The sequence below is a fragment of the Martinezella multihospitum genome (assembly GCF_900094585.1).
Lineage (GTDB): Bacteria > Pseudomonadota > Alphaproteobacteria > Rhizobiales > Rhizobiaceae > Rhizobium > Rhizobium multihospitium.
The window spans coordinates 128,141-141,524 of record NZ_FMAG01000009.1 but is presented as its reverse complement, the minus strand read 5'-3'; the positions used below and the strand labels follow the sequence as shown (position 1 = coordinate 141,524).

At 61.7% G+C, this 13,384-nt stretch carries 10 protein-coding genes; 1 reads left to right on the top strand and 9 read right to left on the bottom strand.

Annotation, left to right across the window (positions count from 1 at the left end; genetic code table 11):
* Positions 1-122: 122 nt before the first annotated feature.
* Positions 123-1,214 carry a TraB/GumN family protein gene (locus GA0061103_RS28900; protein ID WP_092717490.1) on the top strand — a complete coding sequence of 364 codons (1,092 nt, stop codon included), beginning with the start codon at positions 123-125 and terminating at the stop codon, positions 1,212-1,214.
* On the opposite strand, the gene GA0061103_RS28895 is transcribed toward GA0061103_RS28900, so the two are convergent.
* From GA0061103_RS28895 to GA0061103_RS28850, 9 genes are all read right to left on the bottom strand, one after another.
* Positions 1,192-1,704, bottom strand: coding sequence for a DUF2867 domain-containing protein (locus tag GA0061103_RS28895; RefSeq protein WP_167376664.1), 513 nt, complete (start codon positions 1,702-1,704; stop codon positions 1,192-1,194). The two genes, GA0061103_RS28900 and GA0061103_RS28895, sit on opposite strands and share 23 nt — an antisense overlap.
* A 101-nt stretch (positions 1,705-1,805) precedes the next feature.
* The gene (locus tag GA0061103_RS28890; protein ID WP_092717487.1) at positions 1,806-4,667 is read right to left on the bottom strand and encodes a M16 family metallopeptidase; all 2,862 of its coding nucleotides are present in this window, start codon (positions 4,665-4,667) and stop codon (positions 1,806-1,808) included.
* Positions 4,668-4,780: 113 nt separating this feature from the next.
* Positions 4,781-6,187, bottom strand: coding sequence for a dihydrolipoyl dehydrogenase (gene lpdA / locus GA0061103_RS28885; RefSeq protein ID WP_092717484.1), 1,407 nt, complete (start codon positions 6,185-6,187; stop codon positions 4,781-4,783).
* Between the two features lie 28 nt (positions 6,188-6,215).
* On the bottom strand, positions 6,216-6,854 hold the full coding sequence (locus GA0061103_RS28880) for a LysE family translocator (protein ID WP_092717481.1): 639 nt from the start codon (positions 6,852-6,854) through the stop codon (positions 6,216-6,218).
* Positions 6,855-6,872: 18 nt separating this feature from the next.
* Positions 6,873-7,628, bottom strand: coding sequence for an SDR family oxidoreductase (locus tag GA0061103_RS28875; RefSeq protein WP_092717478.1), 756 nt, complete (start codon positions 7,626-7,628; stop codon positions 6,873-6,875).
* The gene (locus GA0061103_RS28870) at positions 7,625-8,152 is read right to left on the bottom strand and encodes a hypothetical protein (RefSeq protein ID WP_425349556.1); all 528 of its coding nucleotides are present in this window, start codon (positions 8,150-8,152) and stop codon (positions 7,625-7,627) included. Before GA0061103_RS28870 ends, GA0061103_RS28875 begins: the two co-directional genes overlap by 4 nt.
* A complete protein-coding gene (locus tag GA0061103_RS28865; RefSeq protein ID WP_092717475.1) occupies positions 8,149-8,898 on the bottom strand; it encodes a DUF4241 domain-containing protein in 750 nt (249 codons plus the stop codon). The genes GA0061103_RS28870 and GA0061103_RS28865 overlap by 4 nt, the downstream gene beginning before the upstream one ends.
* Before the next feature lie 15 nt (positions 8,899-8,913).
* A complete protein-coding gene (gene odhB / locus GA0061103_RS28860; RefSeq protein ID WP_092717472.1) occupies positions 8,914-10,149 on the bottom strand; it encodes a 2-oxoglutarate dehydrogenase complex dihydrolipoyllysine-residue succinyltransferase in 1,236 nt (411 codons plus the stop codon).
* A gap of 242 nt (positions 10,150-10,391) precedes the next feature.
* Positions 10,392-13,376, bottom strand: coding sequence for a 2-oxoglutarate dehydrogenase E1 component (locus GA0061103_RS28850; RefSeq protein WP_092717899.1), 2,985 nt, complete (start codon positions 13,374-13,376; stop codon positions 10,392-10,394).
* Positions 13,377-13,384: the final 8 nt, after the last annotated feature.

Genomic DNA, 13,384 nt, shown 5'->3' with positions numbered 1-13,384 from the left:
TAACCTCTCGCGTTAAGGGAATTTCCGTCTCGTTCGCGTAAAGCAGAACCGTGTCCCGGCATGCCTCCCGAAAGCCGCTTTCCGGCGTTAGCGGTCATGCTCTCTGCGAACGGAAGATTCTGATGATTTCTGCCCTCGGGTCCAAGACGATGCGGTCGATGAAGCCGACGCTTGACGATATGCTGCTCTGGCTTGCAACCGCCTTTCCGCTGATACTTGCGGTGCTGTTGGTCGCGACCATGCTGACGCTGCAGCCGGCCCATGCCGAAGGCGCTGTGTCCGACAGCTGCGGCGGCAAGGATCTCATGGCCGAACTTCAAAAGAACGATCCGGCGAAATACGCCTCCATCATTGCCGCCGGCGACAAGGTGGAAAACGGCAAGGGCATCTTCTGGAAGATCGAGAAGCCCGGCCTGAAGCCGTCATGGCTGCTGGGCTCCATGCATGTTTCGGATTCACGCGTGCTCACCTTGCCGAAGGGTGCCGCAGACGCCGTCGCATCAGCCGATACGATCGTTGTCGAATCGGATGAGATCCTCGACGACAAGAAAGCCGCCGCTGCCCTCTTCGCCAATCCTTCGCTCACCATGCTCACCGACGGCTCGACCATCAGCCAGCATCTGTCGCCCGAAGACAATGCCCGGCTGGAAGCAGGTCTGAAAGCGCGCGGCATTGCGCTCGCCGCGGTTTCACGCATGCAGCCCTGGCTGATCTCGAGCTCCTTCGAGATGACGGGCTGCGAGGTTCGCCGCAAGACGGCCGGTGCGAAATTCCTCGACCAGAAGCTGGCGGGCGATGCCGCAGCCGAAGGCAAGAAGGTCGTTGGTCTCGAAACGCTGGCCGAGCAAGCCAAGGCCATGAGCGATCTGCCGATCGCGCTCCACCTGAAGTCGCTGATGCAGACGCTCGAGCTGGGCGACAAGATCAACGACGTCAACGAAACCATGACAGGCCTCTATCTCGCCGGCAATATCGGCGCGATGATCCCGATGCTGAAAGTGATCGAGCCGGACCAGAAGATCACGGACGCCGATACCGCCGCCTTCGAACAGCGCATCATCCTCGACCGCAACAAGGTCATGGCCGAGCGTGCCGCGCCTGTTCTCGACAAGGGCAACGCCTTCATCGCCGTTGGCGCGCTTCACCTCGTCGGCGACAAGGGTCTCGTGGCGCTGCTGCGCAAGCAGGGCTTTACAGTGACGGCGATGAACTGACGGCTCGCATCCGCTTGCCTAAATTGGCAAGTGTCGTCGCGACGATCAGCCGGTGGAATGGCGTGATGATTGCGAGATAGATCCGGCCGAGCAATATGTTGCGCCGGACGAGCGTCGTTGCATCGACCAGCCGGCATCCCTGTTCGTCGCTCCGCACGTCGATGACGACCCGAAAATCGAGATGCCGATCGTCGAAGCCGACGACGACCTGATTGTCGGACTTGCTGACGACGGGAAAGAAGCCGATCTTTTCCAGCTCGTCCGCCCGATGGTCGCTGCTGGCTCTCACGCCGAACAGGCCCATTGCCAAATCGCGCACGCGTATCAGCAACCGCACCCAGAACGGAAAGCGGCTGAGCATCGTTCGGGCGGCGGCAATTGCCGTCAGATCCGAGTTCGGGATCTTCAGTTCGTAGCAGTCAGCCCAATCGGCATCCGGCAATGCGGGATGCGGCATAAGGGGCTTCACCATCAAAGGCCTTGCAGACATGGTTTCATCCGCCTTTATTCGACGGCTGCAGACTACCACACATTGCAATGCTACCCGACCAACAAAAGCCGGCTGCGGCAATTTGGCCGGGAGATGATGGGCTAACGCACCGCCGATCCGCCAGCCGGCAAGATCTTCAGCCGCCAGGATGTATCGGGCTTCAGATAGGTCGTTGCGATGGCGCGGACATCCTCGGCAGTCACCGCCTCGTAGCCGCTGATGCTCCTGCGGATACGATCGAGACGCCGAGGATCTCTCTGAGCATCGCGAAGATTCTGGACCCAATAACCGTTGGTCTGCTGCGAACGCTTCACCGCTTCGATGATCGGAACCTTGGCCCGCGTCAGCTCATCGGGTGAAACGTCTCCATGACCAAGATCGGCGGCGATCTTGTCCACCAGCTCGAAGAAGTGATCCACCTTGGCGGGCGTAGTCTCGACATAGAGATAGGCAAAACCATAGCCAGGGATCGATCTCGATAGATCGACTTCGCCCTGAGGACTGTAGGTCGCTCCCTCGGCGATGCGGAACTGGTCGACCAGACGATTCTGCAGGATCGCGCCGGCGATATTGGCAGCGGCGGCTCTCGGCAGATCGGACAGGAAATCGCCAATCGGCATGGCGACGGCGGCACCGGCACTGTCACTGCGCCCGTCATGAAGGCGAACGACCGGATCGGTCGTCGGCGCGGGAAAATGCACGCCGGAACCGTCGCTCTGCTTCTCTCCGTCGCCGCGAACCGGCAAGGCGCCAAAGGTCTGCGCCGTCAAGCGAATGGCGTTATCGACTTCGACATCGCCGGCGATGATGACCTCGATCGGCCCTTTCGAAAGAGCGGGCTGCAGGAGGCCCTCGAAATCCTCCGGCTTCGCATCGATCAACTGTGTCCGGTCCGGGAATGCCCAGCGCGGATCGCCGGAATGCAAGAGACCGGAAAGATCACGCCCGACCACGCTGCCCGGCGTCGCCTGAAGCTGCGGAAGCATGTTGAGATAGGCCTGCTGCACCCGCTTGAAGACATCCGGACGATAGGCCGGATCGGAGACGTAAGCCGTCAGCAGCTGCAACTGTGTCTGCAGGTCACTCGGCCGTGTCGCGCCCTCGAATTTGAAGGCTGCGTCCTGAATGGCGAAATCGATGCCAACGGTTTTGGCTGCAAACGCCTTCTGCATGTCGTCGTAGCTGATGGCCTTGAGACCGGACAGCGGCAGCGCCGGCGCCGCCCAGATCGGCAACGGTCGATCATTCGGCAGGTCCAGCCGACCACGGCCGACTTCTGCGCGCACCAAAACCTCGTCAGCGCGATACTTGGTCGGCTTGACGGTCAGGCGGACGCCATTGGCGAAACGCACCATCGTAACGCCGAGATCATCGACCGTACGGCGTTCGACGATATCGCCCGGCTTACCGAAATCGGTGTAGGGCCATGCAACCGAAGCTGTCTGTTCCGGCGCCTTCACCGCCACGGCACGCGTGTCGGCATAGGCCTTCTCGACGGCGGCGTCCCCGCCCTCGGGCATTTGCGGGATTTGCAGAACCAGCTGCGGACCATTGCCGGCAAAGACGCGCTGAAGAGCCTGGTTGACCTCATCTGCACTCAGGTCCTTCATCGCGGCATCAAACAGCGCCAGATCTTCCGCCGGCGAGGTGAAGACCATGTTTTCGCCGACACTCCAGTTGAGCGAACCGGCAATGTCCGGGCTCGTGCGCGTCGCGGCTCCGCTCGCGGTGGCCTGCAGCGTGGAGCGATATTCGGCAATTTCGCGGTCGATCTCGCTCTGGTCGGCACCGAACTGCGCAATGCGGCGCTGCTCCTGATCGATAGCCGCAAGGGCGGTCTGCCATGTGTCGGGATCGCTATCGGCGGCAACCATCGCGACATGGGCCGATTTCAGCAGATCCTGCGCACCGGCCTGCGCGCTGACGAAAGGCGGATTGGGTTGCTGCGCCAGAAGGGATAGACGCCGGTTGAGAACGGCCAGGCCAATATCCTCCACCAACTGCGCGCGGCGCTTGGCAGCCGTATCCGGCGAAGCATCGTAGGCTCGTGTCCAGGCGAGTTGCACGCGGGTCGCGCCACCCGGCACGATGACCGTGCCGACGCGCTCTCCATGGCTTTGGAGAGTGCCGAGATCAGGGTCGGAGGGCGCAGATGCTGCGGTAGTCCAATTGCCGAACCGGTTGCGGATATCGGCTTCGATAGCGGCGGCATCGATATCGCCGACAACGATCAGGGTGGCGCCATCGGGACGATAATAGGTGCGGTAAAAATCCCGCAACAGATCGACTGGGGCGTTGCTGATAATGTCGGTTTTGCCGATGGGCGAGCGCTGCGGCACACGCTGACCCGGCAGCAGTTGAGCGAGGAAACCGGTCCCGCCACGATATTGCGGCGTGTCGCGTAGCTTCTCTTCCGAAAGGATGACACCGCGTTCGCGGTCGAAGGCGCCGGCGTCAAGCGTCAGTTCGCTCGCCGTCTCGCGCATCAACATCAGGCCGGTGGAAACCGTTTCCGGATTGGCTTCAGGCAGATCCAGAGCATAAACGGTCTCGCTATAACTCGTGGACGCATTGGTATCTGCTCCGAAGGCCAGACCGAGACGCTGCAGGGTGCGCACCATCTCGCCTTCCGGCACATGGGTCGAACCCTTGAAGGCCATATGCTCGAGGAAATGCGCCAGACCCTGCTGTTCGTCACGCTCCTGCAGCGAGCCGGCGCCGATGCGGAAGCGGATCGCCACCTGGCCGGCCGGCGTCGCATTGTGCATGACGGCATAGCGCATGCCGTTCGGCAAGATACCGAAGCGTATCCCCTGCTCCACCGGGAGGTCGCTGACCGCTTGCGGCCAGCCGGCATCAGGCGCTTCGGCGTGAACGGGAGCCGCAACGGTAGCGAGGAACGCAAGCGCGGTCGCAACGAAAAGTTTCAGAGATAGGTGAACGGCTGGGATCTGGCGTGACATGCTTGCTTTGTTGGTGAGAACGTTTGGATGATGCGATGCACGGGAGCCCCGTACATCGCATCATCAGGCAAGCATTGCAATCCCGGCGCTTGTCTCGCCGGGATCGTCCGATCTTACATGTGGATCGGCTTGAAGAAGGTCGCGAGTGCGGCTTCCTTGACGGCTTCCGACATCGTCGGGTGAGCATGGCAGGTACGGCCGAGATCTTCCGACGAACCGCCGAATTCCATCAGCACGGCAATCTCATGGATCATTTCGCCAGCGCCGAAGCCGACGATGTGACCGCCGAGAACGCGGTCCGTTTCCTTGTCGGCCAGAATCTTGACGAAACCGTCGGTCGCCAGCATGGCGCGGGCACGGCCGTTCGCGGAGAACGGGAACTTGCCGACCTTATAGGCGATGCCCGCGGCCTTCAGCTCTTCCTCGGTCTTGCCGACGGAGGCGACTTCCGGCTGTGTGTAGACGACGCTCGGAATGACGTCGTAGTTCACATGGCCGGCCTGACCAGCGAGGATTTCAGCAAGCGCCACGCCCTCGTCTTCCGCCTTGTGCGCCAGCATCGGACCCTTCACCACGTCGCCGATGGCATAGATGCCGGCGACATTGGTCTTGAAGTGACCGTCGATCTCGACGCGGCCGCGATTGTCGAGGACAACGCCGGCTTCCTCGAGGCAGAGACCTGCCGTGTACGGCTTGCGGCCGGTGGCAACGAGGACGACATCGGCATCGAGCACGACCTTGTCGCCGCCCTTGACCGGCTCGAAGGTGACCTTGGCGCCATTGCCGGTTTTTTCGACACCGACAACCTTGGCGCCGAGATGGAACTCGAGACCCTGCTTGGCGAGCATGCGCTGGAACTGCTTGGAGACTTCCCCATCCATGCCGCCGAGGATGGTGTCGAGATATTCGACGACCGTGACCTTGGAGCCGAGGCGCGACCAGACCGAGCCGAGTTCGAGGCCGATGACGCCGCCGCCGACCACGATCATCTTGCCCGGAACCTTGTCGAGCGCGATGCCGCCCGTCGACGAGATGATGACCTTCTCGTCGATCTCGAGCGGAACACCTGGAATGCCGGCAACGTCGGAGCCGGTGGCAATGACGATGTTCTTGCCTTCGATCTCGGTGACCTTGCCGTCGTCGGCGGTCACGGAAACCTTGCTGGCGGAAACGATCTTGCCGGTGCCCTGGAAGGCATCGATCTTGTTCTTCTTGAACAGGAAGGCGACGCCGTCGACATTCGACTTCACCGTCGCATCCTTGTGCGCCAGCATCTTTTCAAGATTGAGCTTCGGTGCGGCAACCTCGACGCCAAGCGCGTCCATGCCATGACCGGCATGATGGAACACTTCGGAAGCATGCAGCAGCGCCTTGGACGGAATGCAGCCGACATTGAGGCAGGTGCCGCCATAGGTCGCGCGCTTTTCGACGACCGCGACCTTCAGGCCGAGCTGCGCTGCCTTGACTGCGCAGACATAGCCGCCGGGGCCGGTTCCGATAATGATCACATCGTAGGACATGTTTTAATTTCCTTGTTTTATGTCTTTGTTAGTCAGTCGCCCGTGCCAAGGCGAGGCGGATGCCGAAGCCGACAAGCGCCGCTCCGGTGATGCGGTTGAACCATTTGCCTGACGCGATGAAGCGATCGCGCACCGGTTTGACGGTGAAGAAGGTAGAAACGCCGGCGAACCAGGCGACCAGCGCCGTCGCCATGCCGATGCCGTAGCTGAACTGGATGAGCGCCGGCGTGTCGTGATGGACGAGCGTCGAAAACAGCGACAGGAAGAACAGCACCGGCTTCGGATTGAGCGCGTTGGTAACGAAGCCCGTCGCCAGGCAGCGCCAGACGGAAACCGGCTTGCGGTCCTCCTCGGTAATCTCGACATCCCTCACCTTAAAGCCCGGCTGGCGGAAGGATTTGATGCCGAGATAGACGAGATAGGCCACGCCGGCCCATTTGATCAGGCTGAAGAGCATCAGCGACTGCGACACGATCAGGCCGAGGCCGAGAATGGTGTAGCTGATGTGGAAGAGCAGCGAAAAGCCCATGCCGAGCCCGGTCATCATGGCGGCACGGCGGCCATGCACGATGCTCTGGCGCAGGATGACGGCAAAATCGGCGCCCGGAACGACGATGAAGATGGAAAACACCGCCATCAAGCCGAGAAATTCGAGAATATACTGCATCTTATCGACCCTTTCCGATCAGCGGCCGCCGCTCACATTGAGGATGGAGCCGGTTATATAGGATGCGTGCGGGCTCAGAAGATAGAGGATGGCATCCGCTACTTCGTCCGCCGTACCGGGCCGCTGCATTGGAATAAGAGGGCTCATGTCGCGCGCCCGGTCGGGTAGTCCGCCAGACGCATGAATATCGGTATCGACGATGCCTGGGCGCACAGCATTCACGCGGATGCCCTCGGTCGCGACTTCGCGCGCCAAACCGAGCGTGAAGGTATCGATCGCGGCCTTGGATGCGGCATAGTCGACATATTGACCGGCGGAGCCAAGGATCGCAGCCATGGATGATACATTGACGATCACACCGCCCTTGCCGCCGTGCTTGGTCGACATGCGAAGCACGGCCTGACCGGCGCAAAGGATCGAACCGGTCACATTGATGCGGAACATACGATCGAGCCGCTGCGATGTCATTTCGTCGACACGCTGCACACTATCGACGATACCGGCATTGTTGACGAGCCCGTCGATCCTGCCGAAATGCGCATCGACCTTGGCGAAGATGGATTTGATATCCTCGGGCTTGCCGACATCGCCGGCAATCGCAATCGCCTCGCCGCCGGCGTCAACGATCGTCCCCACCACAGCCTCGGCGGCATCCTTGTTGGCGGCGTAATTGACCGCCACGGCCCAGCCATGCTGAGCGGCAGCGAGGCAGACCGCAGCACCGATGCCGCGGCTGCCGCCGGTCACGAGAAGAACAGGTGCGTCTTCGGTCATTGATTGCATCCTTTCAGACTAAGGACATCCCAGGGCGCGATGGTCGCCTTGCCCTTGCCCCAGAGGGACGACTTCTGGATCGACGGGCCAAGCGCCGGCAGGAACAGCCGGTCGGCCGCGCTCTCGCCTTCTCCCGGCAATGCGCGGATATGGCCTTTCAGATCCGAGGCATAGACCATGCCTTGCCACACGGTGCAGGCTCTAAGATCGGCCCCGGTCACGTCGCCCTCCGGGCATTCGAACATGATACGGCCATCAGCGCGTAGCTGATCGTCGCTGCGCATGACAACGCCTTCGGCGACAAGGGTAGTATTGCGCACGGCAAGCTTGAACTTATTGCTGACAGCAGATTCCGAATCCATGGGTTCGAAGCGCAGCTCGTAGGCATTGTCCATATCGACGTAGACGGCCTTTTCCTGCACGCATTCTTCTGCCTGGGCAAAGACGGGAGCAACCGCGCAAGTCAGCGTTACCAAGGGCATTGAGGCCAGTCGTGCCATCATGTTCTGAGCCGGCATGGTCATTCCCCTCCTGGCTCATGCCGGCCATCGGCATTCTCGGTTACGCCGAAATCGGTGAATAGCACGAGCGGTCGGCCACTGGCATCGAGCCCCCAGAAAACCGGATAGAAACCGTCGCCCCAGCCGCTCCAGAAGATCGCGACATTGCCGCGCTTGCCCGATACCGGCCGATGCATAACGTAGTTGTCGCTGTTGGCGCTCAGTTCCGGCGCAAGGACATCGTCATAATAGTTGATATCCGACGACGCCTTCTCCAGCTGGACCTGCTTTTCGCGCTCCTGGATCAGCGCGAAGGTATCGGCATCCATGTAGCAGCCGAGCCCGGCATCGACCGGATAGCCGAAGAATTCGTCACCCTTCAGCGTGTCGATATCCTGGCCGGGGATCAAAGCGAGCTCCCAGCGCACCGGATTGCCCTCGGCGAAGCGCATGCCGGCAGCGGCGATGCGGCCGAAGGCCTGATAGAGCGTGACGGGATAATCGCCAGGAGGAACAGTGCGGACAAGCGCCGGCCGGTCAGGCCCGACGAGCGGGTCGCTGGCAACGATGCGCCCGGAGGTCAATTCCACCTTGCCGATACGCAGGACATTGATCGAGCGGGCGGCGAGATCGGCGTCGCCAAGCGACGCCAGATCGAGATTGCTGCTGAGCTTGGAAATGTCGAGTTCACCCGCACTGGCGGACGATGGCACCCATGCGGCGACGGCGCACAACAATCCGCGCAGCGTCCGCATGGGCCATGTCGACATGATCCAACGCTCCCCTTAGAGATCGAGAACGAGACGTTCCGGATCTTCCAGGCTTTCCTTGACGCGCACGAGGAAGGTGACCGCTTCCTTGCCGTCGACCATGCGGTGATCGTAGGAGAGCGCCAGATACATCATCGGGCGAATGACGACCTGACCACCGATCGCGACCGGACGCTCCTGGATCTTGTGCATGCCGAGAATGCCCGACTGCGGTGCGTTCAGGATCGGCGAGGACATCAGCGAACCGTAGACACCACCATTGGTGATGGTGAACGTGCCGCCCTGCATGTCGGCCATCGACAGCGTGCCGTCGCGAGCAGCCTTCGCCAGACGGCCAAGCTCCTTCTCGACCTCTGCAATCGACATCTGGTCGGCATCACGGATAACAGGAACGACGAGGCCCTTGTCGGTGCCGACGGCCATGCCGATGTGGCAGTAGTTCTTGTAGACGATGTCGGTACCGTCGATCTCGGCGTTGACGGCAGGCAGTTCCTTCAGCGCATGGGTAACGGCCTTGGTGAAGAAGCCCATGAAGCCGAGCTTCACGCCGTGCTTCTTCTCGAAGACGTCCTTGTACTTGTTGCGCAGGTCCATGACGGCCTTCATATCCACCTCGTTATAGGTGGTGAGCATGGCGGCGGTGTTCTGCGCATCCTTGAGGCGGCGGGCAATCGTCTGGCGCAGGCGCGTCATCTTCACGCGCTCTTCGCGGCTGACGTCCTCGACAGCGGTCGGGGCGCGGGCGGCGACAGGTGCAGCCGGTGCGGCGGCAGGCGCCGAAGCAGCCTTGGCGACAGCGGCGATGACATCACCCTTCAGGACCTGGCCGCGCTTGCCGCTGCCTTCGACCTGATCGGCGGAGAGATTGTTTTCGGCAAGCAGCTTACCGGCAGCCGGTGCCGGCGGCATCGAGGAAGCCGGAGCGGACACGGCGGGCGCTGCAACCGGTGCAGCAGCGGCAGGGGCCGGTGCAGCAGGTGCGGCAGCCTGTGCAGGAGCGGCGGCAGCGCCGTTACCGGCGGAGATCTGGCCGAGCAGTGCGCCGAGGCCTACGGTTTCGCCGGCCTGGGCAACGATTTCGGAAAGCGTACCAGCAGAAGGCGCCGGAACTTCGATCGTGACCTTGTCGGTTTCAAGTTCGAGAAGCGGCTCATCAGCCTTGATGGCATCGCCGACCTTCTTGAACCAGGTGCCGACGGTCGCTTCGCTGACGGATTCGCCGAGGGTAGGAACGCGGATTTCAGTGGCCATTGTTCAAATCCTGATTTTCGTCTTTATGAGTTAGATGGAATTCCGGCGACAGAGGGCCGGGGGACGGGTGATACGCCGCGGCGCAGACACCCGGACGACATCGGCCGGCCGGGCATTTGCCTGATTGTGGCGACAGGCGGCACGTGTCTGCATGGCGGCCATCTTCTCCCCCGTCGCATCATGCGGAAGGCTGGGACGCGACGACACGACTTTCAAACGAAAACCGGTCATCGCGCAACCCCTCAACCGCCGAGCGCGTCCTCAAGGAACGCCGCAAGCTGCGACAGATGCTTGGACATCAGGCCCGTCGCCGGAGAGGCGGCGGCCGGACGGCCGGTGTAGCGAACGCGCTGATACTTGGCATCGATATGGGCAAGCACCCACTCCAGGTAAGGATCGATGAAGGACCATGCGCCCATGTTCTTTGGCTCTTCCTGGCACCAGACCATCTCCGCATTGCGGAAGCGGCTGAGCTCGTTGATGAGCGCCTTGGCCGGGAATGGATAGAGCTGTTCGATGCGCAGCAGGTAGATATCGTCGATGCCGCGCTTCTCGCGCTCTTCCAACAGATCGTAATAGACCTTGCCCGAGCAGATGACGACGCGACGGATCTTGTTGTCCTTCTGCAGCTTGATCGGGCCGTCCTTGATCAGTTCGGCATCGTCCCACAGCAGGCGATGGAAGGAGCTTTCGCCCGCCATCTCCGCAAGCGTCGATACGGCGCGCTTGTGGCGCAGCAGCGACTTCGGCGTCATCAGGATCAGCGGCTTGCGGAAGTCGCGCTTCAGCTGACGGCGCAGGATGTGGAAGTAGTTCGCCGGCGTCGTGACGTTGGCGACCTGCATGTTGTCTTCGGCGCAGAGCTGGAGATAGCGTTCCAGACGAGCGGAAGAGTGTTCCGGACCCTGACCTTCATAGCCGTGCGGCAGAAGGCAGACGAGGCCGGACATGCGCAGCCACTTGCGTTCGCCCGACGAGATGAACTGGTCGAAGACGACCTGCGCACCGTTGGCGAAGTCGCCGAACTGGGCTTCCCAGAGGGTCAGCGCGTTCGGACGAGCCAGCGAATAGCCGTACTCGAAGCCGAGAACCGCTTCTTCCGAGAGCATCGAGTTGATGACTTCGTAGCGGGCCTGCGTCGGCGAGAGATTGGCGAGCGGAATGTAGCGCTCTTCGGTCTCCTGATCGTAGAGGACCGAATGACGCTGCGAGAAGGTGCCGCGTTCGCAGTCCTGGCCGGACAGGCGAATCTTGTGGCCCTCGACGACGAGCGAACCGAAGGCCAGGGCTTCCGCCATGGCCCAATCGATGCCCTCGCCGGTCTGCACCATGTTGGCGCGGTTTTCCATGAAGCGCTGGATGGTGCGGTGCGCATGGAAGCCAGACGGGATTTCCGACAGCTTGCGGCCGATTTCCTTCAGCGACTTCATCGGCACGGCGGTCTTGCCACGGCGCTGCTCATCGGCGTTGTCGGCCGTATGCAGACCGGACCACTCGCCGTCAAGCCAGTCGGCCTTGTTCGGCTTGTAGGACTGCCCGGCCTCGAACTCCTGCTCAAGGTGAGCGCGCCAGTCGGCCTTCATCTTCTCGACTTCGCCTTCGGTCAGCACGCCTTCGCTGATCAGCCGCTGCGAGTAGAGCTGCAGCACCGTCTTGTGGGCGCGGATGACCTTGTACATGTTCGGCTGTGTGAAGGACGGCTCGTCGCCTTCATTGTGGCCGTAACGGCGGTAGCAGAAGAGGTCGACCACAACGGGCTTGTGGAACTTCATGCGGAATTCAGTCGCGATCTTCGCGGCATAAACGACCGCTTCCGGATCGTCGCCATTCACGTGGAAGATCGGCGCTTCGATCATCTTGGCGACGTCGGACGGATAGGGCGACGAACGCGAGAAGGCCGGATTGGTGGTGAAACCGATCTGGTTGTTGATGATGACGTGCATCGTGCCGGCAACGCGGTGACCGCGCAGACCGGAAAGGCCGAGGATTTCGGCAACGACGCCCTGGCCGGCGAAAGCCGCGTCACCATGGATCAACAGCGGCACGACCTTGGCGCGCTCGGACAGCGGGATGATATCGCCGTCCCATTGGGTGGCGCCCATGTCCTGCTTGGCGCGGGCCTTGCCCATGACGACCGGGTTGACGATTTCCAGATGCGACGGGTTTGCGGTCAGCGAAACGTGCACCTTGGCGCCGTCGAAATCGCGGTCCGAGGAGGCGCCCAGATGGTACTTCACGTCGCCAGAACCTTCGACTTCGTCAGGCGCATAGGAGCCGCCCTTGAACTCGTGGAAGATGGCGCGATGCGGCTTGCCCATGACCTGGGACAGCACGTTCAGACGGCCGCGATGGGCCATGCCGAACACGGCTTCGCGAAGGCCGAGCTGGCTGCCGCTCTTCAGGATCTGTTCGAGTGCCGGGATCAGCGATTCACCGCCGTCGAGGCCGAAGCGCTTGGTGCCCTTGAACTTGACGTCGAGAAACTGCTCGTAGCCTTCGGCTTCGATGACCTTCTGGAGGATGGCCTTCTTGCGCTCAGGATTGAACGCGATGCCCTTGTCCGGCCCTTCGATGCGTTCCTGAATCCAGGCCTTTTCCTCCGGATTGGAGATGTGCATGAACTCGACGCCGAGGGTGGAGCAGTAGGTGCGCTCAAGGATCTCGATCATCTCGCGAATGGTCGCGAATTCCAGGCCGAGCACGTTGTCGATGAAGATCTTGCGGTCGAAGTCGGCCTCGGTGAAGCCATAGGCTTCCGGCGACAGTTCCTTGTAGTCTTCGACCGGTGCGGCGATGCCGAGCGGGTCGAGCTTGGCGTGCAGATGGCCGCGCATGCGATAGGCGCGGATCATCATGATGGCGCGGACGGAATCGCGCGTCGCCTGCAGGACGTCGGTGGCGCTCGCCGGCGTACCGGCGGTTTCGGCTTTCGCCTTCAGCTTGGTTTCGATGACCTTCTCGACAACGCCCCAGTCGCCGTCGAGCGCGGAAACCAGATCGCCCTTTGCCGGGATCGGCCAGTTCTTGCGCTGCCAGGAGGCGCCCTTGGCTGCCCTCTTCACATCGTCGGGGCTATCCTCGAGCGCCTTGAAGAAAGACCGCCATTCGTCGGAGACCGATGAAGGATCGTCCTCATAGCGCGCGTAGAGCTGCTCGATATAGGCAGCATTGGCGCCATCCAGGAACGAGGTGATCTGAAATTGCTCGTTGGCTTCTTGCCTTGCCATGGTGAATC

Bases quoted from the DNA above. Each gene is read 5' to 3' on its own strand.
- GA0061103_RS28895 (WP_167376664.1), bottom strand. From the start codon at position 1,704: ATGTCTGCAAGGCCTTTGATGGTGAAGCCCCTTATGCCGCATCCCGCA.
- GA0061103_RS28865 (WP_092717475.1), bottom strand. From the start codon at position 8,898: ATGTCGACATGGCCCATGCGGACGCTGCGCGGATTGTTGTGCGCCGTC.
- odhB (WP_092717472.1), bottom strand. From the start codon at position 10,149: ATGGCCACTGAAATCCGCGTTCCTACCCTCGGCGAATCCGTCAGCGAA.
- GA0061103_RS28850 (WP_092717899.1), bottom strand. From the start codon at position 13,376: ATGGCAAGGCAAGAAGCCAACGAGCAATTTCAGATCACCTCGTTCCTG.
- lpdA (WP_092717484.1), bottom strand. From the start codon at position 6,187: ATGTCCTACGATGTGATCATTATCGGAACCGGCCCCGGCGGCTATGTC.
- GA0061103_RS28880 (WP_092717481.1), bottom strand. From the start codon at position 6,854: ATGCAGTATATTCTCGAATTTCTCGGCTTGATGGCGGTGTTTTCCATC.
- GA0061103_RS28890 (WP_092717487.1), bottom strand. From the start codon at position 4,667: ATGTCACGCCAGATCCCAGCCGTTCACCTATCTCTGAAACTTTTCGTT.
- GA0061103_RS28900 (WP_092717490.1), top strand. From the start codon at position 123: ATGATTTCTGCCCTCGGGTCCAAGACGATGCGGTCGATGAAGCCGACG.
- GA0061103_RS28875 (WP_092717478.1), bottom strand. From the start codon at position 7,628: ATGACCGAAGACGCACCTGTTCTTCTCGTGACCGGCGGCAGCCGCGGC.
- GA0061103_RS28870 (WP_425349556.1), bottom strand. From the start codon at position 8,152: ATGACCATGCCGGCTCAGAACATGATGGCACGACTGGCCTCAATGCCC.